Annotated in this window: 17 protein-coding genes; 12 read left to right on the top strand and 5 right to left on the bottom strand. The window is 53.4% G+C overall.

The window, feature by feature from the left end:
• The first annotated feature begins 535 nt into the window (after positions 1-535).
• The 4 genes from EE896_RS19665 to EE896_RS19650 all read left to right on the top strand — a co-directional run bounded on the left by EE896_RS19665 (position 536) and on the right by EE896_RS19650 (position 7,682).
• The gene (locus tag EE896_RS19665; protein ID WP_003855844.1) at positions 536-1,735 is read left to right on the top strand and encodes an AAA family ATPase; all 1,200 of its coding nucleotides are present in this window, start codon (positions 536-538) and stop codon (positions 1,733-1,735) included.
• 7 nt (positions 1,736-1,742) lie between these two features.
• On the top strand, positions 1,743-2,714 hold the full coding sequence (locus tag EE896_RS19660) for a ParB family protein (protein ID WP_140915535.1): 972 nt from the start codon (positions 1,743-1,745) through the stop codon (positions 2,712-2,714).
• A 1,688-nt stretch (positions 2,715-4,402) separates the two neighbouring features.
• Positions 4,403-5,854, top strand: coding sequence for a sugar porter family MFS transporter (locus EE896_RS19655; RefSeq protein ID WP_003848221.1), 1,452 nt, complete (start codon positions 4,403-4,405; stop codon positions 5,852-5,854).
• 328 nt (positions 5,855-6,182) lie between these two features.
• Positions 6,183-7,682, top strand: a complete 1,500-nt coding sequence (locus tag EE896_RS19650; RefSeq protein WP_105099616.1) for an alpha/beta hydrolase — start codon at positions 6,183-6,185, stop codon at positions 7,680-7,682.
• Between the two features lie 39 nt (positions 7,683-7,721).
• Here EE896_RS19650 and EE896_RS19645 read toward each other — a convergent pair whose 3' ends face one another.
• On the bottom strand, positions 7,722-8,576 hold the full coding sequence (locus EE896_RS19645; RefSeq protein ID WP_008924462.1) for an aldo/keto reductase family oxidoreductase: 855 nt from the start codon (positions 8,574-8,576) through the stop codon (positions 7,722-7,724).
• Positions 8,577-8,671: 95 nt separating this feature from the next.
• On the opposite strand from EE896_RS19645, the gene EE896_RS19640 reads away from it, so the two are divergent.
• Positions 8,672-9,631, top strand: a complete 960-nt coding sequence (locus EE896_RS19640; protein WP_105099615.1) for a LysR family transcriptional regulator — start codon at positions 8,672-8,674, stop codon at positions 9,629-9,631.
• Here the strand turns inward: EE896_RS19640 and EE896_RS19635 are convergent.
• Complete coding sequence (locus tag EE896_RS19635; RefSeq protein WP_238343255.1) at positions 9,583-14,115, bottom strand: ATP-dependent helicase; 4,533 nt, start codon at positions 14,113-14,115, stop codon at positions 9,583-9,585. The genes EE896_RS19640 and EE896_RS19635 overlap by 49 nt on opposite strands.
• Positions 14,116-14,218: 103 nt before the next feature.
• A complete protein-coding gene (locus EE896_RS19630) occupies positions 14,219-15,412 on the bottom strand; it encodes an MFS transporter (RefSeq protein ID WP_140915537.1) in 1,194 nt (397 codons plus the stop codon).
• Positions 15,413-15,700: 288 nt separating this feature from the next.
• Here EE896_RS19630 and EE896_RS19625 point away from each other — a divergent pair, with 288 nt between their 5' ends.
• Positions 15,701-16,093, top strand: coding sequence for a VOC family protein (locus EE896_RS19625; RefSeq protein WP_003848232.1), 393 nt, complete (start codon positions 15,701-15,703; stop codon positions 16,091-16,093).
• Positions 16,094-16,143: 50 nt separating this feature from the next.
• On the opposite strand, the gene EE896_RS19620 is transcribed toward EE896_RS19625, so the two are convergent.
• Positions 16,144-16,761: a pyridoxamine 5'-phosphate oxidase family protein gene (locus EE896_RS19620; RefSeq protein WP_003848235.1), complete on the bottom strand. Its 618-nt coding sequence runs from the start codon at positions 16,759-16,761 to the stop codon at positions 16,144-16,146.
• A gap of 245 nt (positions 16,762-17,006) precedes the next feature.
• Here EE896_RS19620 and EE896_RS19615 point away from each other — a divergent pair, with 245 nt between their 5' ends.
• From EE896_RS19615 to EE896_RS19605, 3 genes are all read left to right on the top strand, one after another.
• Entirely contained in the window at positions 17,007-18,560 is a 1,554-nt protein-coding gene (locus tag EE896_RS19615; protein ID WP_105099612.1) for a methyl-accepting chemotaxis protein, read from the top strand.
• 204 nt (positions 18,561-18,764) lie between these two features.
• Positions 18,765-19,319, top strand: coding sequence for a GNAT family N-acetyltransferase (locus EE896_RS19610; protein ID WP_140034262.1), 555 nt, complete (start codon positions 18,765-18,767; stop codon positions 19,317-19,319).
• A gap of 391 nt (positions 19,320-19,710) precedes the next feature.
• Positions 19,711-20,298, top strand: a complete 588-nt coding sequence (locus EE896_RS19605) for a TetR/AcrR family transcriptional regulator (protein ID WP_008924471.1) — start codon at positions 19,711-19,713, stop codon at positions 20,296-20,298.
• Here EE896_RS19605 and EE896_RS19600 read toward each other — a convergent pair.
• Entirely contained in the window at positions 20,252-21,145 is an 894-nt protein-coding gene (locus EE896_RS19600; protein ID WP_105099610.1) for a LysR substrate-binding domain-containing protein, read from the bottom strand. The two genes, EE896_RS19605 and EE896_RS19600, sit on opposite strands and share 47 nt — an antisense overlap.
• Before the next feature lie 96 nt (positions 21,146-21,241).
• On the opposite strand from EE896_RS19600, the gene EE896_RS19595 reads away from it, so the two are divergent.
• Genes EE896_RS19595 through EE896_RS19585 form a run of 3 tightly spaced genes read left to right on the top strand, consistent with a single transcriptional unit; the run spans position 21,242 to position 22,460 of the window.
• Positions 21,242-21,547, top strand: coding sequence for a carboxymuconolactone decarboxylase family protein (locus EE896_RS19595; protein WP_039661740.1), 306 nt, complete (start codon positions 21,242-21,244; stop codon positions 21,545-21,547).
• Positions 21,547-21,936: a tautomerase family protein gene (locus EE896_RS19590; RefSeq protein WP_140915538.1), complete on the top strand. Its 390-nt coding sequence runs from the start codon at positions 21,547-21,549 to the stop codon at positions 21,934-21,936. Before EE896_RS19595 ends, EE896_RS19590 begins: the two co-directional genes overlap by 1 nt.
• Positions 21,933-22,460, top strand: a complete 528-nt coding sequence (locus tag EE896_RS19585) for a DUF4865 family protein (RefSeq protein WP_140915539.1) — start codon at positions 21,933-21,935, stop codon at positions 22,458-22,460. The genes EE896_RS19590 and EE896_RS19585 overlap by 4 nt, the downstream gene beginning before the upstream one ends.
• Positions 22,461-22,479: the final 19 nt, after the last annotated feature.

Here is a 22,479-nt window from a genome sequence, read left to right as displayed (position 1 = left end):
TGTCGCCCTACTCTTTCACGCTGACACCTGAAGGACGCATCTACTGACTACAGTGAACGTTCTTCCTGGCAAGACGCCACCCGGAGCAATTCTACTGATTACAGTGAACGTTTATACAGACAACGTTCAAATTCAGCATAGTGGGTGGAGCAACTGGCTACGTACCCACTAATCTCTTTAAAATACAGCTCATGACTGACTCACAAATCATCTGATATGACGTGGATTTGCTGATTACAGTGAACGCTTAATGAGTATTGAGAGATACCCTGAACTCGTCTGCTCTCGTTTTGCATCAGGTTTTCGTATTCCACTCCCTTTTGATCTGCTCACTACAGTGAATGATCTGCTGATTACAGTGAATGCTCTGCAAATTTTATCTGCAAAGACTATTCATACAGAATCAATAATGTGATGAAGCTCACCAAAAACCGTGTACTCACATAAAAACGCATATCATGTTGAGATGATAATTTATTGCCTCACGTGCAGGATTTCTGTATAAAGTCATAAATCCTACATGTTTGGAGCAACCATGGCTAACGATGACAAACAGGTGATGAAAGTTGCACAGCGTTCAGAACGCATGCTTCTTAGCCTTACCGACCAGATTCAGGCGCAGAAGCAGGAACTGCATGAAAATACGTACTATCAGGTCTATGCCAAAGCGGCGTTAGCAAAGTTGCCCAAACTGACCCGTGCCAGCGTCGATTACGCGGTGAATGAGATGGAAGAGAGCGGTTATCAGTTTGATAAAAGGGCTGCCGGTTCTTCTGTTAAATATGCCATGTCGATTCAGAATATTATCGATATCTACCATCATCGTGGCGTGCCGAAATACCGGGATCGTCATAGTGATGCTTTCACTATTTTTGTGGGTAATCTCAAGGGCGGCGTTTCCAAAACCGTCTCTACGGTTTCACTGGCCCATGCGCTTCGTGCCCATCCTCATCTCTTATATGAAGATTTACGCATTCTGGTTATTGACCTCGACCCGCAGTCATCGGCAACCATGTTTTTGAATCACGAGCGTTCCGTTGGGCTGGTAGAAGCCACTGCCGCACAGGCGATGTTGCAAAACGTCTCCCGTGATGAACTGGTTAATGAATTTATTGTTCCGTCGATTATCCCTGGTGTGGATGTGCTGCCCGCGTCGATTGATGATGCTTTTATCGCCTCAAGCTGGGACCAGCTTTGTGCTGAGCATCTGCCAGAACAGAACGTTCATGCTGTGCTGTACGACAATGTGATTGCCAAACTTAAAAAAGATTATGACTTCATCTTTATCGACAGCGGCCCACATCTTGATGCTTTCCTGAAAAATGCGATTGCCGCTTCAGATCTCCTGATGACGCCGGTGCCACCCGCTCAGGTTGACTTCCATTCAACATTAAAATACCTGACACGTTTGCCGGAACTGATTGCGATTATCGAAGACTCCGGCGCCACCTGTCGCCTGCAGGGCAACATTGGCTTTATGTCAAAGCTCTCTAATAAAGCTGACCACAAACTCTGCCATAGCCTGGCAAAAGAGATTTTTGGCGGGGATATGCTCGATGCCGCCCTACCCCGCCTGGATGGGTTCGAACGTTGCGGTGAATCGTTTGATACGGTTATCTCAGCCAATCCGTCAACCTATGTCGGTAGCAGCGAAGCGTTGAAGAATGCACGTTCCGCGGCAGAGGATTTTGCAAAAGCCGTCTTCGACCGTATCGAATTTATTCGCCTGAACTGAGGTTTGTATGAGCGCAAAAAGAATTACGATTGGCAGAACCTTCAGCCAGACTCCACTGGAAAATGACACGAATGACAGCCAGCATAACCAGACATTTGTACTGGCAACGGGCAAGCGCGCCCAGTTTCGTTTTGAACGTATTGCGGCAAGTGATGTTGAAAGTAAGACATTCGTCACGATGGAAACGAATGGCCGCGATCAAACAGGACTGACACCTGACTCACTGCGCGACATTATTCGCACCATCAAGCTGCAGCAGTTTTTCCCGGCTATTGGCGTAATGCGTGATGAGCGCATAGAAATCCTGGATGGCTCTCGCAGACGTGCAGCCGCGCTTATCTGTAAAACCGGGCTGGACGTGCTGGTTACTGATGCTGCAATTACACCGGATGAAGCACGCAGACTGGCACAGGATATTCAGACTGCTCGCGAACACAATTTGCGTGAAGTGGGAATGCGACTGTTAACGCTTAAAGATGGCGGTCTGTCGCAGAAAGAAATCGCAGAAAACCAGGGCTTATCGCAAGCGAAAGTCACACGTGCGCTTCAGGCCGCCAGTGTGCCGTCAGATTTAATTGCACTCTTTCCTAATCAGGCTGAGCTTACCTATCCCGACTACAAAGCACTGCTTCAGGCTGCTGACAAATTGAGTGAGTCCGGACAAAGCACAGAAGCCCTGATTAAATCGATCTCGCGAGAAATTGATGTCGTCTGCGCCCGTGACGGGCTGGCTGAGGATGAGCTTAAAAATCACATTCTGCGTTTGATTCGACAGGGAAGTCAGACGCTGATGAGAGAACCGGAAAAAGACAAAACGCAGGCGACTGCGCTATGGTCATTTGCTGATAAAGATCGCTTTGCCCGTAAAAAGGTACGCGGTCGTATGTTTAGTTATGAATTTAACCGGCAATCAAAAGAGTTGCAGGAAGAGCTTGATAAAGTCATCGCTGAAACGCTCAAGAAATACCTTAACCGTTGAATCAACCTCACACCAATCAGCCAGCGCTTAACGCTGGCTTTTTTATTGGGCCTGAGAGCAATTAAAGGGGATGCAGAATCATGAATTTCAGGCTGAAATCGCCAGCCCGGAGCAAGGTGGTTCTTGTTTAAGCTTATGATTATTATTGGTTTTATAGAGTTTTCCCAGTCTTGCTGGCGCCTGAAATCGCCATATTATGTTGTCATGTAGTCAGAGCTGAAAATTATGAGTTAGCCGGCTGGAATACAATGAATAACAAAAGCGAATTTAATCTGATACAACAATAATCAACTTGCATCGATGTCAGCCTTCACTGAAAAAATAGTGTTAATGCAAGCACGTATTTTTCTGCTGGTTCATTAGTAACCAGTAACCTGAGATTTAACTTCTCCATAACTCGCTCCCTGAGGATAATGCGTAGCTCCCTCTGCGAAACTTTTGTCTGCAAAAGCCTCCGCCAGTATAATGTTCTATTAAATCATTGTTTTTAAATGTAAATTGCAGTTAATTTCAGCCTGAAATCGCCACTTGGTTAATGGCTATTCTTTGTTGAAACTGCACATGCCTGGAAAAATGAGAGCCTCTATGAATCTCACATTACGGTCAGAGAGGTCATGGATAGTGCATGAAAAAAGATACTCATAAAATATCCCTCACTTATCCACAGAAAAAGTGGATAACTTTTTTCTCGTAACAAACTTATTTTCTGAGCAATAGCATGTTCACGGTGTGGATCTCAGCGTAAAGGTATCAGGAATGGGGTTAGAGTAACGAAAGTGTCAGTGTTGAATTACAAACTGAAACCCGGTAAGCATCAGATTCACTATGTTGCGTAGACTAACTGAGCGTCGCCAGCTAAACCCTATGCAGATGTCATTAAGCAGCATGATGACAAAAACTATAAACAATCGCTGTTTACAGTGAATCTGGCATTACGCCGTTCTCAACGTAACCATCCCCTTTATCAGTGCCAGTTTACCCGCACTATCAGAATCAGGCGGCAGATAAACCCGCTGACCACTGCAATCAGTAAACAGAGTGTTATGCAGCGTTGCACCACAGCGCTTTTTATCATCCTGTGATATTTCATAAAGCAGGCTTTGAAGTGGCGAATAGATCTTAATGCCCGGCATCTCAAAAACATCTGACGTCCATATCCCACCAATATGTCTATTCCTTTACCCGCTTTGAGCTCACCTCGCGACCTTATCCCAGTCAGCAAGCAGTAATCAGCAATCAGCAATCAGCAATCAGGATTGTTGATTTGATTCGCTTGTCGCTAGGGACTTCACCACTGATTAAGCAGCGAACCAGACAACCGTCACGTCTTCAGTAGTGGATGGTTGCCTGAGAATGAGCTGCGCACCGGCACTCAGCAAACAAGAAACGGTATGGTCAGCACATTCAATAGAGCTGTGAACACAGACCTGTACTGCTTCACAGCATGGCGAGTCTGTGGCGCATTCCAGTCGGTACGTCAGGGATTCGAAGTCAGAAAAGACGTTCAGGTGGTCACGGTTACTCCAGTCTCTTTCTTTAATTATTTATCTCCCCCTGAAAGGCGTATTGCTAAAGCTAACTTTCAAATACCGTCTACACTTCGTTGCCCAATCGGTAAATATGTTCCATTTCTATTCCGTATGAAATGTAATCAAACGGATGTTTAACTTATTAATGGCAGGAATATTATGAGTACGAATACACCAGACTCTGGTGAAGCAGGCGATCATGCGCCTGCGGATACGGTACGCCAGCGCATTTTTCTCGTGGTGCTGGTCGCCACTATGGGCGCGCTGGCTTTTGGCTATGACACCGGGATTATTTCGGGTGCGTTACCTTATATGAGCTCACCACCCGGTCAGGGCGGCCTGGGACTGAATTCATTCACTGAAGGCCTGGTAGCTTCTTCGCTTGTGTTCGGCGCGGCCATCGGTTCTTTCCTGAGTGGTTTCTTTTCTGATCGTTTTGGCCGCCGTATTACGTTACGCAGCCTTGCAGTCATTTTTGTTCTGGGTTCACTGGGAACGGCGCTGGCGCCCTCGGTGAATATTATGGTGGCGATGCGCTTCCTGCTGGGGATTGCTGTCGGCGGTGGCTCTTCAACTGTACCGGTGTTTATTGCCGAGATTGCCGGACCGCGCCTGCGTGCACCTCTGGTAAGCCGCAATGAGCTGATGATCGTGACCGGACAGCTTATTGCCTATGTCGCCAGTACGCTTCTGAGTTATCTGCTGCATGATGAACATCTGTGGCGTTACATGCTGGCGATTGCGATGGTACCGGGATTCCTGCTGTTCATCGGCACGTTCTTCGTTCCTGCGTCCCCACACTGGCTGGTGGCGGAAGGGCGCTTAAAAGAGGCGAAAAAGATTCTGAAGTATCTGCGTGAAACGCCGCGCGAAGTGCGTCATGAGATGGCGCAGATGAAGAAGCAGGCGAGGGCGGCAGAACGCGGGCCGGATGCGAAAACACTGATCCGTGAGAAGTGGGTTATCCGTCTGATGATTATTGGTGTCGGACTGGGCTTTGTCGCGCAGTTTACTGGCGTCAACGGCTTCATGTACTACACACCGATCATTCTGAAGTCGACTGGTCTGGGGACCAGTGCCTCAATCGCCGCCACCATCGGTAATGGCGTGGTTTCTGTTCTGGCCACGTTTGTCGGTATCTGGGCCATTAGTCGCTTCCCGCGTCGCACCATGCTGATTACGGGTTTATGTCTGGTCATCACGGCACAGATCATGCTGGGCAGCGTGCTGACCTTTATGAGCTCCAGTGTGATGCAGAGCTATCTCGCCCTGGCATGCATTCTGATGTTCCTGTTCTGTATGCAGATGTGCATCTCGCCGGTTTACTGGCTGATGATGTCGGAGCTGTTCCCGATGCAACTGCGTGGCGTATTAACCGGTGGTGCCGTCTCACTACAGTGGATATTTAATGCTGTGGTGGCATTTGGTTTCCCACCTGTTATGGAATATGCAGGCAGCACAACCTTCTTTATCTTTGCCGCAATTAATGTCGGGTCGCTATTCTTTGTGATGGCAATGGTTCCCGAGACGCGCGGCAAGAGCCTTGAAGAGATTGAGTCCCACATGAAAGAGAAGTTCGGTGAAAAGCGCAGAGAGGCTGAAGCGTTATAAGCCCTCAACGGATTCGGCCTGACGGTCGGATCCGGTTTTACGCCGTTACCATTCCCCTCTAATTCATCCCTAAGCGCTTCCCTTCATCTCCAGGCCGCCAAAGCATTCACTGTAATCAGCAAATATTCTGTTCTATTTTTATACAGCGCTGGCGATTTCAGGCTGAAATCGCCAGCGTCTCTCTCTGCATTTTTCCGCTAAGTCTTTCTGTAAATCCGGATTAAGCTAGCATGACTACTGACAATGATCGCATCCCACTCTCCGCTATAATCGCAGCTTTTTATTCGCGTGGTGTCATTATGGGTTTTAATTTTTCAGGAAAGGACGTATGAACCGGAAGTGGAAAACGGCTAAACGCAGACTCTGGCGGCTGGGGATAGTGACGGGGCTGGTATTACTGCTACTTCTGATTATCCGCATTTATGAAGCCGAGCGCGGACCGGAGTTAAAGCGCTGGCACACCTGGATTCCCCATGAGCTGACCGCGAGCCAGCTGGATAACGCAACTTATGCTGATTATCTCAATGCCGAAGACCATCTTTTTAATGAGATGAAGCAGCAGGTCAGCGACAAACTTGAAGCTGAAGACAAAACGCCACTTAATCGATATTACGCCGGCAGCATGATCTACCCTGGCCGTTTCGTGCAGGACTGGAACCGTTCTTATATCCTGCGACCAACGGGCACCCCGCGCGGTGCCGTTGTCCTGTTACATGGTCTGACCGACAGTCCCTATAGCCTGCGCCATGTGGCAGACGTTTATTATCAACAGGGTTATGCGGTCGTCGCGATAAGGTTACCGGGTCACGGTACGGTGCCTGCCGGTTTGACGGATGTAGACTGGCAGGACTGGATGGCCGCCACACGTCTCGCAGTAAGAGAAGCGACCCGTCTGGCAGGCACGCAGACGCCGCTGCATCTGGTCGGTTTCTCTAACGGTGGGGCGCTGGCGGTAAAATACGCGCTCGACAGCCTGGATGATCACACACTGCGTCGTCCGCAACAGCTCATACTGTTATCGCCGATGATTGGTGTAACGCGTTTTGCCCGCTTTGCCGGTATTGCCGGGCTGCCCGCTGTATTTCCGGCGTTTTCAAAAACCGCGTGGCTGAACATCGTGCCGGAGTTTAATCCCTTTAAATATAACTCTTTCCCGGTTCACGCTGCCCGTCAGACCTATTTGCTGACGCAGGCGCTGCAGAAAGAGATCCAGCATTACGCACGGAATAAACAGCTGTCTGCCTTCCCGCCGGTACTCACTTTCCAGTCGGTTATGGATTCTACTGTCAGCACATCCTCGGTGATCCGCTCGTTGTACAATTTCCTGCCGGAGAATGGCAGTGAGCTGGTGCTATTCGATATCAATCAGGCGGTCAGCGTCAGTCCGCTATTTCGTCACTCCTCATACACTGCGGTAAATCAGCTTTTGCCCGCTGCCCGTCGCCGTTATGCCTCAACGGTTATCACTAATGCCTCAGCGACGTCGCTGGAAATGGTAACGAAAAGCGTGCCTGCCGGTGAGATTCAGGAACAGATTAAACCGCTGGCAATTGATTATCCGGCAGGTCTCTACTCGCTGTCGCATGTTGCCATTCCATTTCCTGCTGAGGATGGTTTATATGGCAGTGCACCCGCTAAGAAGAATGAGTTTGGTATTAGTTTTGGGACGCTGTCACTACGCGGAGAGAGTGCCGTGCTGATTGTCGGGCTGGACTCGATCATGCGTGCTACCTCCAACCCGTTTTACCCTTACATGATTGAACAAATTGATCACCACATCAGTTGCAGCGACAAGCCGCCATTGGCAGCCTGCCTGAGCCATTTCTGAACCACCAGAGAATCAGGCCCGCAAATTGCGGGCCTGATGTTATATCGCGTTCAGCTTTTCCATCACCTCATCTGACAGTTGCAGACTGGCACTGGCGAGGTTTTCTTTAAGGTGTTCCGGCGATGACGTACCCGGAATCAGCAGAATATTGGGCGAGCGCCGCAGTAGCCACGCGAGTGCGACCTGCATCGGCGTAGCCTTCAGGGATACTGCGACCTCATTAAGCCGATCCGATTGCAGCGGGGAGAAACCGCCCAGTGGAAAAAACGGCACGTAAGCGATGCCCTGTTGCGCCAGCTGATCCACCAGTTCATCATCCTGTCGATGCGCGAGGTTATACATATTCTGCACGCAGACAATCGGTGTGATGGCCTGCGCTTCTGCAATTTGTGTGGCAGTGACGTTGCTCAGGCCAATGTGCCGAATCAGTCCCCGAGCCTGTAACGCCAGCAACGCCTCCAGCTGTGGCATCAGGGAGCCCTCTTTAGGTTTAGCCGGATGCAACATACTGCGCAGGTTCACGACCTCAATCACGTCCAGCCCAAGGTTGCGCAGGTTATCTTCCACTGCCTGCGTCAGCGCCTCGGGTTCCATCGCCGCCTGCCAGCCACCTTTCGCATCGCGACGGGCGCCTACTTTGGTGACAATGCAGAGATCCTGAGGATAAGGATAGAGCGCCTTTTTGATTAACTGATTGGTTTCATGCGGCCCGTAAAAGTCGCTGGTGTCGATATGATTGACACCAGCCGCGATAGCGTCGCGCAGAACCTGTATTGCCCTGGCTTCATCTTTCACTGGGCCGAAGACACCTGGCCCGGCTAATTGCATCGCGCCGTAACCAAGACGGTTGACTTCACGATCGCCTAACGGATAAGTCATGGTGGTATTTGACATGAAAACCTCCTGCGTGAATGTAGATCAATTGTAACGGTGATTTAGCTGTGCAACTATCGGGTGAAATCAGGACGGACTGTACGGGGTGGTGCACAATGGCGATCGATATGGCGCTGCTTGATGCTGTAGTCGCGGTAGCAAAAGCAGGAGGATTTCGGGAAGCGGCGCGTGTGACCGGAAGCAATGCCTCACGGCTCAGCGATGCGGTGCGCCGGGCAGAACAGCAACTGGGTATCCGACTGTTTCACCGCACCACCCGCACCGTCGTGTTAACCGAAGCGGGCAGGGCGCTGATGGAACGTCTGCTGCCTGCGATGAACGAAGTTAATGCTGCACTGGATGCGGTCAATCGCTACCGTAATACGCCTGGTGGGACGCTGCGTCTGAATGTCCCGGTTAGTGCCACCCGGCTGATACTGCCCGCGCTGGTACCGGAATTTCTGCAGCGTTATCCTGATATCCGGCTGGAAATCGTTGCGGAAAGCAATGTACAGGATGTTTTTCGTGACGGCTGTGACGCCGGGATTCGCTACGATGAGCGGCTGGAGCAGGATACGGTGGTGATACCCATAGGCCCGCGTCTGCAGCGTTTCGCGCTGGCAGCCTCACCGGCCTATCTTGCTGAATATGGCCGCCCGGAACATCCACGCGATCTTATCCATCATCGCTGTCTGCGGGGTCGCTACGCCAGCGGCATCATGGCGGAGTGGACCTTCAGCCGCGAGGGTGAGGAAATCAGTGTTGAAACCAGCGGGCCGCTAGTGGTCACCGTCGGGGGTGCTATGGATCTGGCGGTAGACGCGGCCATTGCCGGAAGCGGCATAATTTATCTGTTTGATGAGTGGCTCCGTCCAGCCCTGGACAGCGGCAAACTGGAACCGCTGCTGCAGTCCTGGTGGCTGACCTTTTCCGGCCCGTGGCTCTACTACAGCGATCGGCGTCTGATTCCGGCGCCGCTTAAGGCTTTCATCGACTTTGTACGCGAAACAAACGAGCGCGAAAAAACTCAGCTATACCAGCTGAAGCCTTGCGGCACGCGTGAAAATCCGGCGTGACGCAGTGCGTTAAGCAGCGATGACTGCGTCACCGGTTCCCCATCTACCGTTTCCAGGGTAAAACTCGCCGACTTATCCCGTTTCAGCGCCATGCCCAGCACCGCCACCGCCGTCTGAAGCCGCGCGGGCTCTTCACTGAACGTCAGTAACTCTTTACCTGCTGGGGTCAGATAAAGTATCAGCGCACCGCCTGCGATCACAACCCGGCCACCCTGACGACGGGTCGGGCGAATACCGCTGGCGTGGATCGGCCAGCTCAGCATTGCCCCAAACGGATTAGCCGGGTCGAGTGCGCTGAGTGCTACGGCCTCTGTCAGCGTTTCCGGGTTATCTGCCAGCACCCGAAGCCGCTCAATGGTCTGGTGGTCGGCAAACTGCGCACCGCCTGCCCCGGCGACAAACTGACCGCGCAGCAGCCGACCGGCATCTTCCATGCCACGTAAAACCGGCTGCAAAGCCGGAAATCCCCCGGGGATCTGTTCCGATATCACGCAGCCACGGGTGATCACCCCATAACGGTCGAGCAGGTTTTCTGCCAGTGACAGGCCAAGCCGGGCAGGCGTAATTTCCTGTCTGCGAATCCGCGACCAGCGACCCGCCAGCCTATTAACCGCAGGCCGGCGGGTGGGAAGCGCGCCTGGAGATAAGCGCTGTCCAAATCGGGTGCGCAGAGAACGCGTTGGGCGCGAACGGGTCATGACTGGTGTGGTCAGTAATCCACGTACCGCAATCCAGCTGTCGGAACTGACGTAGCCCTGCCACACCAGCTGCCACAGGGCATCATTGATTTCAGTGGGATGGGTCTCCTCATTTTCCATCTGCGCCATGATCTCATGAACAAACCACGAGCCACCGCGGCTTAATGCGTCGATAGTTGCTTGTTGTATCGATGTAAGGGGCTGGGTTGTGTCAATGACCGGCAGCGTTTCATCAGCAAATTCAGTCAGGTGAAACGAGATCAGACCATCACTCTGGCCCAGCGCTTTATGTCCGCACCAGATTACTTCGCCATTGGCTAACAGTTCGTCGAGCATCGCAGGCTGATAGTCGACTATCCGGGCGCGCAAAATTTGTGACTCCCACAACGAGGCAGGCAACGGCACACCGGCCAGTTGCTCGATCACCCGTAATAGCCCGTTGGTGCCCGATAGTTCTTCACGCTGCGCGCTAAGCAAGCCGTGACGCTCCAGCAGCAGACTGACCCAGGCGGTGGGTGAAACAGGTCGGGTTGCTTCGCGTGCTGACTGCAGTGAACGTAAGCGCAGCCGTTTGAAGATGTCTGAGGAGACCCACTCTGTTTCCGATTTGTCCGCTACTGTGCCCATATTCAGCAGGCTGCCCTGCTGAAGCAGGGTAAACAGCACCTCATTCACTACGGCCACTCCCAGTCCAAAATGTGTAGCCAGCTGTTGAGCGTTAAAGAGCGTATGGGTCCGTGCGTAGCGGTTAATCAGATCGGGTAGTGGAGCAGCTTGTGGCACCAGAAATGTCGCGGGCAGGTCATCAGGCAATACCACGGAAAGCGCATCACGCAGGCGAGCCGCATCTTCAATCACCGCCCAGCGCAGTTCATCCGCGAGGATAACCGGAATGATTCGCCGGGCCGCAGAAAACTGCGCCAGTGCTTCTTTGATCTGCGTATCGTTGCCGCTAAAACGTGCCGCGATATCAGCAAGGGAGAGAGGACCGAGGTCGCGGAGCAGGTCGATGAGGCTTTCGGCATGCTGTGCGTGATAGCGGGTGTCAAGACGCTGCAATTCCTTTTCAACCTGTTCAACAACGTCTGGTGCCAGTAAATCACGCTTGCTGGTCTGGCCAAGCAGTTCACCCAGTAGATTACTGTCCAGCGCCAGCAATGACGCGCGCCGTTCTGCCTGAGGTGCATCGCTGGCATAGATAAACTCGGCGACATAGCCGAAAAGCAGTGGCGCAGCGAAAGGGGAGGGGTGTTCGGTCGTCACCTCTACCATTTTTATCTGGTCCAGAGCCAGCTTTTCCATGAGCTGGTGCAATGCAGGCAGATCGTAGACATCCTGCAGGCATTCGCGGGCGGTTTCGATCAGGATCGGGAAGTCGTCAAACTGACGGGCGACTTCCAGCAACTGACCTGCACGCAACCGCTGCTGCCAGAGCGGCGAACGCTTGCCCGGATTACGCCTCGGCAGCAACAGCGCGCGTGAGGCACATTCCCGGAAGCGGGCGGCAAACAGCGCCGACTGGCCGACACTCTGAGTGACCTCCTGAGTAAGCGAGTCGGCATCGAACCGGAACAGGTCAGCGGCGGGTAAATGCCCCTCACTGGCAGGAAAGCGGGCTACAATGCCGTCATCGCTGGCCGCAACAGAGGCATCGATACCCATACGTTGCTGGATACGAGCAGCAATCGCCAGCGCCCAGGGCGCATTAACCCGTTTTCCCCACGGCGAATGCAGGATGACCCGCCAGTCGCCGATTTCATCACGGCAGCGTTCTATCAGCAACGTGCGATCATCCGGCACGACACCGGTAGCCGCGCGCTGTTCAGCCAGCAAAGTCAGCAGATTCGTTACTGCACGGGCATCGAGTCCCAGCGCGTGAAGCTGTTGCTGTGCATCGTCCGGTGATGCCGCGTTTAGCTGACGCAAAAACATTCCCAGACTTGCCCCCGAATCCGCCGAGCGACCCACGCCTTCTCCTCTCCAGAAGGGCAGACGAGCGGGACGACCAGGTGCGGGCACTACCTGCACCTGATCATGGGTAATCTTCTGGATTCGCCATGACGTCGCGCCCAGGGTAATGATGTCGTTGACCCGCGACTCATAAACCATCTCTTCATCCAGTTCGCCAACCCGGCGGGATCCCGCCTGTTCTTCACCTTCTGGCAGAATGACGCTGAACATCCCGCGATCGGGAATGGTGCCGCCGCTGGTTACGGCCAGATGCTGCGCGCCAGGTCGTGCCGTGAGCATTCCACTCAGGCGATCCCATACCAGTTGCGGGCGCAGCTGAGCAAAGGCATCTGAAGGAAATTTCCCCGCCAGCATATCGAGAGTGGCATCAAAGAGACGTCGTGACAGCGTGCGGAACGGATCAGCACGGCAGACCTGCGCATACCATTCGTCGGCCTGCAGGGGATCCATAGCGACGGCGGCCAGCGTCTGCTGCGCCAGGATATCGAGCGGGTTACGCGGCGGCGCCAGCGCATCAAGCTGACCCGCCCGCATCGACTCTATTATGACGGCGGAATCCAGCAGATCGCGTCGGGTGCGCGGAAACAGAATGCCGGTTGATACGCCGCCCACCTGATGTCCGGCGCGACCCACACGCTGCAGTGCACTGGCCACTGACAAAGGTGAGCCCACCTGGACTACCAGATCCACCGGCCCCATATCAATGCCAAGTTCCAGGCTAGACGTCGCCACCACGCAGCGCAGTCTGCCCTGCTTCAGCGCGGCTTCAATCTCGCCTCGCTGTTCTTTGGAGACAGAACCATGGTGCGAGCGGGCAATTAGATCGTCGTCAACTGTGCGCTCTGCATCCTGAACCTCAGCAGTTGCCTGCTGCGCCAGATAGCGCGCATTGAGCCGTGCAGTCAGTTTCTCTGCCAGCCCTCGCGAATTCACGAATACCAGCGTAGCGCGATGGGCCATGACCTGCTGCAGAATGCGCGCTTCAATGTGCGGCCAGATCGATCCGCTGGCAGAGGTGACGTCATCTGTCAGGTTATCAGCGCTGGCAATGTCAGTCATATCCTCAACCGGCACCTCAATCGTCAGATGCAGCGTGCGATTGGCCGCTGGGTTTACCACCTGCACTGGCTGACAGCCGCCCAGGAAGGCCGCGACCCGTTCCACCGGCCGCACGGTGGCGGACAGGCCAATGCGCTGGGCGGGCTTCGGCAACAGCGCATCCAGCCGTTCCAGGCTCAGTGCCAGCTGAGAACCGCGCTTTGATCCCGCGACTGCATGCACCTCATCGACTATCACCGTGGTCACGCCCTTCAGTGTCGTGCGCGCTTTTGACGTCAGCATCAGAAACAGTGATTCAGGTGTGGTGATCAGGATATCAGGCGGGCGACGCAATAATCTGGCGCGCTCAGTGCTTGGCGTATCGCCCGACCGCATGCCAATATTCAGTGTGATTTCGGGCTCATTCAGTGCCTGCCGCTCGGCGTAAACGCCTGCCAGCGGCAGATTCAGATTGCGCTGCACGTCGGCGGCCAGCGCTTTAACCGGAGAGATATAGAGTATGCGGGTAGTGGTTTCACGCGTGGGTGCTGGCTGGCTGGTTCTGACCTGAAACAGCGTGTCGATGGCGGTGAGGAAAGCCGCCAGTGTTTTTCCTGAGCCGGTAGGCGCGATGACCAGTGCATGTTCACCACGGGCAATCGCCTGCCAGGCCGCCTGCTGTACCGGTGTCGGCGCAGCAAACGCCCCTGAAAACCAGCGTCGGGTGGCGGGAGAAAACCTGGCTAAAACGGTATCTGATTGGGATTTCGACATCATACTCACGGTATTACGCAACCACTGCGCCTGAAATTTATCCGTTGAGTGTAAGTGAAAATCACGGTTTCAGGACGACAAGGCAGACATCTTACCGCCGCGGGCGTCAGGAACTGGCCGCGCCGGCCGGATCGCGACCTCTGACAGCCAGCAGCGACACCAGCGCCAGCACAATAATCGTCATGCCATAGCACCATGCGGTCTGATTCAAGCCGATATGGGGTGCAGCAATGCCTGCGGCAATAGCAGGCAGGGCAAAGGCAAGATAGCTTTTTATTAAAAAGGCGGCGAACAGCCCGGCACGCTCATGGCTTTCGGCTAACGGCATAATGATCTTCAGCACACTGGCGAAAATCGATCCAAAACCCTGACCCGCAATGGCGGTGCCCGCATAAAGCCAGACCACGCTATGCAGAGAAAGGCCCGTCAGGGTTACGCTGACACCCGCCATCAGCATCACTGTACCAATGACTAAAGCTCGTGCGGCGGGTAAAAGACGAAAAATGAACACCGCAGCCGTCGCGCTCAGCATCAATGTCGCCACAATCGAGCCACCAATAAACGGCGATGTCAGGCCGGTTGCGTTCGCGACCATCGTGGGCATCAGTGACAGATAAAATCCGCCCAGCATCCAGGTCGCAATGTTAACCGGCGTCACTTTTAGCAACGGCCCCAGCGCGCGTCGCGGAATGCTGACCTGAGGGCGCAGTGCGGCCAGGACGCCAGGCTGGGGTGCAATCGTTTCAGGTATCAGCGGTAACAGTGCAATTGCGGCCAGCATCAGTAATAGCAGCAGCGCATAGAGCGTCACGGTAGGATAGGGCGCAAAAGTGACCAGGATTCCCCCTGCCAGCGTGCCGAGCGTCATTCCCAGAAAGGCGGTAATTGAGTTCAGAAGTGGACCGCGGGTTTTACTGGCGTCAATCAGGCTGGCTCCAAAGGTCGGCAAGGCGATACCGGTAGCAAAGCCCTGCACCAGCCGGGCAGCAATTAAGGTTGTGGCAGCGCTGGCAGTCATGAAGATCACTAGCGCAACCGCATTGATCCCCAGCGCCATCAGCATTAGCGGACGGCGGCCGGTAAAGTCTGACACTTTACCCACCGTCAGTAGCGCTGCCAGCAACGCGAAAGCATAAGCGCCAAATATCAGCGTCAGCATGGTCGGCGTGAGGTCAAACAGGCTGCGATAAAGCGGGTAAAGTGGCGTTGGCGCACTGCTGGTGGCTGAAATCAATGCCGCACCGGTAAAACTAAAAAGCGTGGTCCGGGTTGCGGCCTGAGGTGTCAATGCAGGATTCATGGAAATCACCTTAATGCAAAATATTAGCTTTTGCTAAGGTATACGACTACCCGCGTCTTAATGCAATATCTTTGCTTTAACGATTCCTGCGATCGTTACCAGGGTGTGCGTGTGTGCTTTTGAGGAAGAGGACGTGTTGAGAGCGCACATTGTATTGCCAGCAGCAATATAGAGTCGAAAAATCCAGTTTCATGACGCTCATCAATGAGTCATTTTTTGTTTTGCGGGTTGTTTTACAACAACATTTAGTCGAGTCTTTCTGCGAATAATAATCAGGGAGTCAGAGTAATGAAAATAGCTGAGATCGACCATATTCATCTTTACGTTGAAAATATTGAGCAGGCAGAGACGTGGTATAACAAGATCCTGGGCTTTTCCCGCGACAATGCACTTTATTTCTGGTTCGAACAGGGTGGACCGCTGGTTATAAGGAATAACCGGGCATCACTCTCTCTTTTTCTCAGAAGCACTCAGCTACCCGGTCACACCGTGGCCTTTGGCGTGGCAGCATCCTCATTTAGCGAACTCATCCCTGTTCTCAGAGACAATAAGATCCCATTCACCGTCAGTGACCACGCTGTGTCGATGTCCGTCTATTTCAGCGATCCCAGTGATAATAAAATTGAAATCACCTCATACGACTACGTTGATGCAAAGCAGATCCTTGAGGACCTGGTATGACGCCATCGCTGCCTGGCTTACTGACAGGATCTACTGATCCTGAACAGCATTCAATAAAGTGTGTTCTTCAGGCGTTCAGGCAGTGCTTTGTCGTAGGCATCGCCATCAATTTCTGCAATCTGTTTAAGGATTGAGCCGGTGCTGGGCAGTGACTGGCGGGATATTTGCGTTTCGGCATCCCATAATCCGGAGCGGATAATCGCCCGGCTACACTGAAAGAAAACACTCTGCACGCTAATGCGTAACACCGTTTTGGGGCGCTGGTTGTTGACGGCGAAGCGCTCAAGTAGCGCCGGATCGGTGCTGATCACCGCCGTGCCGTTAATACGTAATGTCTCACCAATACCAGGAATCAGAAAAAGCAACGCGACCCGATTGTCATGCAGAATATTACGCAGGCTGTCGATGCGGTTGTTGCCGCGCCTGTCGGGTAACAGCAGGGTTTTTTCATCGTCGATTTCAATAAATCCTGCCGGATCGCCGCGGGGAGAAACATCCAGACCCTCCTGCCCGGACGTTGCCAGCGCGACAAAAGGCGAGGCAGCAATAAAAGGCCGATAGGCGGGGTGAATATGATCGGTCACCTTAGCAATTGAGGGCCTGGCAACCGACCCATAAAGATGCTCAAGTTCAGTCAGTTCAGTGATGATGTTGTGCTGCTCAGCCATTTTCATCGTCCTTTCATTGATAAATTTCCAGAATACTCACGACGATACGACACAGATCTTAAGCATGAAGCTAACGTCTGAAACGCGTCACAGAGTCCGGTTATCGCCGAGGAATAATAAACCGATACGTGCCGTAGTGTCAGCGACGAAATAATTTAATACCGGTCGTGTCTACATGTTTTCCCTTCTCTGCCGATACCAGGAATACATTACAACCTTATTACAACCGTTCATGAGACTCGCCAGTGAAAATTTCAACTCGACTGTATACCGGCTTTGGCCTGCTCATTTTGCTGTTTATTCTTTGCAGCGGAATCGCGTTACATGCCCTCAGCAGTGCCCGTAATGGCATGAATGATGTGGTCAATGTAAAGATGAAACGCTATCAGATGGTACTCGACATGCGCGGCAGCTTGCGTGACATGGGCATTGCGGTGCGCAACATGGCGCTACTGAACGATACCAAAGCAATGGAGCCGGAATGGAAACGGTTACTGGCCCAAAAGGCAATTTATATCACTAACCGTGAGAAGCTGGCCCGCATGATGGATGATGCGACTCCCGCTGCGCGCCAGGCTTTCGATAAAAGTCTCTCTGCCGAAAAAGCGACACTCGACTCACTTGAGCAAGCTGGCCGGTTGGGGCTGGAGAATAAGTCACAGGAAGCTACTGCCTATCTTCTGACGGTGACACGCCCCGCACAGCGTACTCTGCTTGATGCACTTAATACCCTTTCAACGATCCAGAGTGAGGAGGGGCAGAAAGCGGTGGTAATGAGCAGCGACTCCTCGGCGCGTACCGGCTTCACGCTGATGATTCTGGCGGGCATTTCCATCCTGCTGGCTCTGGCGACCTGTCTGTTCACTGTCCGCACGCTCATGCGTCAACTGGGCGGTGAACCCGCTCAGGCTCAGGTGCTTGCTGCCGCTATCGCCTCTGGCGATCTTACGACGACGGTGGCATTGCGTCGCGGTGATACGCAAAGCCTGCTGGCTTCACTGGATAGTATGCAGACCAATCTGCGTGAACTGGTCTCCCGCATCAAAGAATCTGCAGGCTCTGTTGCGCTGGCGGCGGATGAGATTTCCCGTGGCAACAGCGAGTTGTCTTCGCGCACTGAAGAGCAGGCGGCGGCATTGCAGGAAACGGCTGCCAGCATGGAGCAGCTTACCGCCACGGTGAAGAGTAATACGCTGGGTGCACAGCAGACAGCAGGCTCGGCCCGTGAAACCGCATCACTGGCACGCAGCGGTGAAAATGATGTTCATCAGATGTCCGAGACCATGAATGGTATCTCACTCAGTGCTGCAAAAATTCGCGATATCACCAGCGTAATCGAAGGTATCGCTTTCCAGACTAATATCCTGGCGCTGAACGCGGCCGTTGAAGCCGCAAGGGCGGGAGAAGATGGACGTGGATTTGCGGTTGTGGCGGGTGAAGTCCGTTCCCTTGCGCAGCGAAGCGCGACCGCAGCACGGGATATCAAATCACTGATTGAGCAGACTGTTGGTCAGGTAGAGCAGGGCGTCTCGGTGGCAGCCGGAACCGGCCAGAGCATTCTGAAGATTGTCGGCATGGTAAGTGAACTGGCTGAAGCGATGGATAATATTTCCCTCTCCTCATCTGAGCAAATGCAGGGCATTTCTCAGGTCAGCATCGCCGTGAGTCAGATGGATGGCGTGACGCAAAATAACGCCGCGCTGGTGGAAGAGTCTTCGTCAGCGTCTCAATCGCTCTCTGAACAGGCCCATGCGCTGCGTGGCATGGTCGATTCGTTTCGTGTTCACAGTCCAGCTTAATTGTCAGGCGTAACAAATAAACGGACGCGAGCAACAGGCGCGTCCTTTTTTTTATCGCAGATTAACGGCCTCGATCCAGCGTGCTCGCCTCAGTCGGGCCACAACTCAGCGTGTTCATCGGGCACAGAAGCGTCGTAAAAGTTGGTCTCAGAAAGGGATGCTGCTATAAAAGGGTATCTGATCAGTACCTAAAAGGAGCGCAGGATGGTCTGGGAATCAGAGCGATTACTTTACAGATTTACCCTACGTGAGGATCTTGACGACCTCTTCAGAATCTATGGTGACCCTGAAACGCATAGGTTTAATCCACGAGGTCCCTGGCCTGACAGGGAATATGCTGTGCAGGCTATGGAGCGTATACAGGAGAGTTATCGGGACCAGGGTTTTGGCGACTGGACGATATTCGAAAAAGCGCATCCGGAAAAAATCATTGGTTTTGGTGGGGTATTCCGAAGCCAGTTCGATGGCCGTCAGACCAATAATCTCGGATACCGGTTTGAGCCCGCGGCCTGGGGAAAAGGGTATGCCACAGAGCTTTCCCGCAGAGCTATTCGTTATGGCTTCGAGGAAGCCGGACTCAGCATTATCACCGGTGTAACGCGCGAAAACCACCTGGCTTCACAGCGGGTGTTGGAGAAAGCGGGCTTAACCTTTTTGAAAAGAGTCGAGGATGCAGAGGGCTTGCCTGCCAGCCTGATGTATACCCTCAGCCGATCCGACTGGATTGCGGCGGGCAACACTGTCGCCAAACCTGTCTGATTCTTCTTTATATCACCGGGCGTGGTCAAATCTGCGCCATCTTTTCGTATCTGGCGTCTTTAAAGCACCGCTAATCCCGCGATTGACTCTCCGCAGCATGAATTATTTTATTCACCTTATTCCGGGGAGGATTTATGGATATTCGAACAATTTTTATTTCAGCGGTAATGGCAGTCGGTCTTTTATGGATAGGAGCATCGGATAATTCATCGTCCCATCTCAATACAGAACCGGTCAGTTCAGTCCTGAGTAAAATTCAGCCCTGATAAGACCTCGCCTGATAGCACACTTTAACGCCTGTTCAGCCTGAGATGCGGTACACTGCCAAATTCCGTTAACGCAATTTTGTTGCTTTAACTGTGACGTTATCACTGACAAAAGCGGGAGAAAGATGGCACGGGAAATGATTCGTCAGGGTGGGCGCAGCGCACGTATTCAGGCAGAGGTGCATAACACCGTCAATCGATTACTGGAAACCGTTGACCGTTCGGCTATTACCGTTCCGATGATCGCCGAACAGGCAGGCGTAACGCCCTCTACAATTTATCGACGCTGGGGTGATCTGGCCCAGTTGCTGGCAGATGTCGCAGTAGCGCGGATGCGGCCAATCGCCGAACCGGAAGATACAGGATCGATGATCAGCGACCTTACTTTGTTCCTCCAGCAATACGCTGAAGAGATGTCGTCTAAAGTCGGTCGTGAACTGCTAGCCGATGTGATCGGCAGTCATGCTGAAGAAGCCAGCCAGAAGTGCTGTGGATTCACCTATCAGCATCTGGAAACTTTGAACATCCGCGCACGTGAACGTGGCGAACCCGGCTTTGATGTTGATCGCATGGTTGATGTGGCCGTGGCTCCCGTTATGTTCCACATTCTGTTCGGTGATCGCGATATTTCATCAGCCTACTGTTCTTCGCTGATTCAGCAGGCATTTAGTCAGGCCTCTGGCGCTGAACAAAGGGCAGGGCAGCTTCCGTGATGAGATGCTCCAGCAGCATACGCGCCGGATCGTTGCCCTGATCTGAGCGGGCCAGCGCGATTCCCAGATAGCCGGGTTGTGGCAACCGGTCTGACTCCGTCACCAGCTTTTCTGGCATACCTGCGCGGGTGCGCAGGGTTATACCCAGCCCGGCCTGAACTGCCGCCCAGATCCCGCTAAGACTGTGACTGGTGAACACGATCCGCCAAGGAATGCCTGCCTTATCCAGTGCCTGGGTGGCGCGCGTTCGCATCACACAGGGCGCATCAAATGCCACCAGCGGCAGCGCTTCGCCGCGCCACAGAAACCCTGCCAGATCAAATGCCGGATGCTGAATCCAGGCTAACGGACATTGACCAATCAACTGTGTGCCAGTCTGCTGCTCCGCCTGCCAGAGCAGCGCCAAATCCAGCTCATGACGCGCCAGCGCCGTGTGTAGCGGCTGATTTCTGTCGACGCGAGCGGTCAGCCTCACTTCCGGATGCTGGCGATTAAATGCGCCGAGAATGGCAGGCATCAACGCCTCGCCAAAATCCTCCTGCATGCCAATACGTATTTCACCCTGTAACGCCTCGCCCTTCACCGCCCGCAATGCCTCATCGTTCAGTGACAGCAGCCGTCTGGCGTAACTCATAAGCTGTTCACCACTTCGTGTCAGTTGGAGATGCCGCCCTTTTTTCAGCACCAGTGCCGTGCCGCATTGCTGCTCCAGTTTCTTGAGTTGCGCACTGACAGCCGACGTTGATCGACAGAGATGCTGTGCTGCCAGCGCGAAGCTGCCAGCATCGATTCCAGCAACGAAACTGCGCAGCGCATCCATATCCAGTGACTCTGGTAGTTTATTCATTATCGTCCTGTAAATGCGGATGGTGAATGCTGATTAATTTGATTTTCAGGATTGAGACTATGAATAACACTCTCTCTGACCACTGAGGAGTGTGCAATGAAAAATTCACTGGATCGGGAAACACTGGCGCAACGCGCGCCAAAACTGGCCGAACTGACACAGCAGCTGCTGTTTGGTGATATCTGGCAACGTCATCTGTTGTCACCACGTGAGCGCAGCCTGCTGACGCTGGCAACGTTAACCGCGATGGGGCGCGTTCAGCAGCTGCCGTGGCATATCGATTTTGCCCGTCAGAACGGGCTGACACAGGATGAGCTGGTGGAGAGCTTTACACATCTGGCGTTTTACGCTGGCTGGCCCGCCGCCGTCACCGCGCTGGGCTATCTGGAGGATAACTGCTGATGCCATTCACCCGAATCACGTTGCGTCAGGGCTACAGCGATGCGGCACTGAATACGATTTCAACATTACTCCAGAAAGCACTGGTGACGGAGTTTGACGTGCCTGAGCATGATTGCTTTCAGGTGATTGAGATGTTGCCAGCCTGTCAGCGGGTATTTGATATTCACTATCTCAGTGGCGGGCGCAGCGACAATTTCGTGCTGTTTCAGGTGACAGCAGGCCGACCGCGATCCCGGGATCAGAAGCAACGGTTTTATCATGCCCTTTGTGCGGCGCTGCAGGTGGAAATGGCGATCGATCCCGATGATGTCATGATCATTATTCACTTCAACAGCACCGAAGAGTGGAGCTTCAGCGGTGGCCGGATGCTGGCACAGGAGGCGTTATGATTATCATGCACTACCGTTTTACCCTGCCTGCGGACTACGATATGGGCATCATTGAACAGCGCATCAGGCTAAACGGTGCCCGGCTGGATGGCTTTCCGGGGCTGGTGGCGAAGGCGTATCTCTGGGCCTGCCGTGATGATGGCGGACTGAATGAAAACCGTTATGCACCCATCTATTTCTGGCGGGAGGCGAGTGGTATGCAGCGTTTCCTGCAAAGTCCTGGCTTCGCGACGCTGGTCAGAGATTTTGGCTGGCCGATCATCGAAAGCTGGCTGGCACTGGAAGGACAGAACCATCTTCCGAATCTGGCCGACGCCCGGTTTATGACGCTGAATCGCTGGACGATCCCCCGGCATTCGGACCTGATTACACTGCCACTGACGGCAGGATTAAGTGCCTGGGATGTGACCCGCTGGCAGGGATTAAGCATTGACGCGTCACAGCAGCGTTCCGCAGACCAACAGGAGGTCTACCGCATCGGTTATCTGGCGCGGGGTTCCGCTGCTGCTGATCTTCAGCTGTAAAACTCGGGTGCCTGATGCC

This window comes from Pantoea eucalypti (assembly GCF_009646115.1).
GTDB classification, from domain to species: Bacteria; Pseudomonadota; Gammaproteobacteria; order Enterobacterales; family Enterobacteriaceae; genus Pantoea; species Pantoea eucalypti.
This window is presented reverse-complemented; position numbering and strand designations above follow the sequence as displayed.

Coding starts and splice junctions, on each gene's coding strand:
- EE896_RS19590 (WP_140915538.1), top strand. CDS start 21,547: ATGCCATTCACCCGAATCACGTTGCGTCAGGGCTACAGCGATGCGGCA.
- EE896_RS19650 (WP_105099616.1), top strand. CDS start 6,183: ATGAACCGGAAGTGGAAAACGGCTAAACGCAGACTCTGGCGGCTGGGG.
- EE896_RS19620 (WP_003848235.1), bottom strand. CDS start 16,761: ATGGCTGAGCAGCACAACATCATCACTGAACTGACTGAACTTGAGCAT.
- EE896_RS19655 (WP_003848221.1), top strand. CDS start 4,403: ATGAGTACGAATACACCAGACTCTGGTGAAGCAGGCGATCATGCGCCT.
- EE896_RS19645 (WP_008924462.1), bottom strand. CDS start 8,576: ATGTCAAATACCACCATGACTTATCCGTTAGGCGATCGTGAAGTCAAC.
- EE896_RS19665 (WP_003855844.1), top strand. CDS start 536: ATGGCTAACGATGACAAACAGGTGATGAAAGTTGCACAGCGTTCAGAA.
- EE896_RS19595 (WP_039661740.1), top strand. CDS start 21,242: ATGAAAAATTCACTGGATCGGGAAACACTGGCGCAACGCGCGCCAAAA.
- EE896_RS19635 (WP_238343255.1), bottom strand. CDS start 14,115: ATGATGTCGAAATCCCAATCAGATACCGTTTTAGCCAGGTTTTCTCCC.
- EE896_RS19640 (WP_105099615.1), top strand. CDS start 8,672: ATGGCGATCGATATGGCGCTGCTTGATGCTGTAGTCGCGGTAGCAAAA.
- EE896_RS19660 (WP_140915535.1), top strand. CDS start 1,743: ATGAGCGCAAAAAGAATTACGATTGGCAGAACCTTCAGCCAGACTCCA.
- EE896_RS19585 (WP_140915539.1), top strand. CDS start 21,933: ATGATTATCATGCACTACCGTTTTACCCTGCCTGCGGACTACGATATG.
- EE896_RS19610 (WP_140034262.1), top strand. CDS start 18,765: ATGGTCTGGGAATCAGAGCGATTACTTTACAGATTTACCCTACGTGAG.
- EE896_RS19605 (WP_008924471.1), top strand. CDS start 19,711: ATGGCACGGGAAATGATTCGTCAGGGTGGGCGCAGCGCACGTATTCAG.
- EE896_RS19625 (WP_003848232.1), top strand. CDS start 15,701: ATGAAAATAGCTGAGATCGACCATATTCATCTTTACGTTGAAAATATT.
- EE896_RS19630 (WP_140915537.1), bottom strand. CDS start 15,412: ATGAATCCTGCATTGACACCTCAGGCCGCAACCCGGACCACGCTTTTT.
- EE896_RS19600 (WP_105099610.1), bottom strand. CDS start 21,145: ATGAATAAACTACCAGAGTCACTGGATATGGATGCGCTGCGCAGTTTC.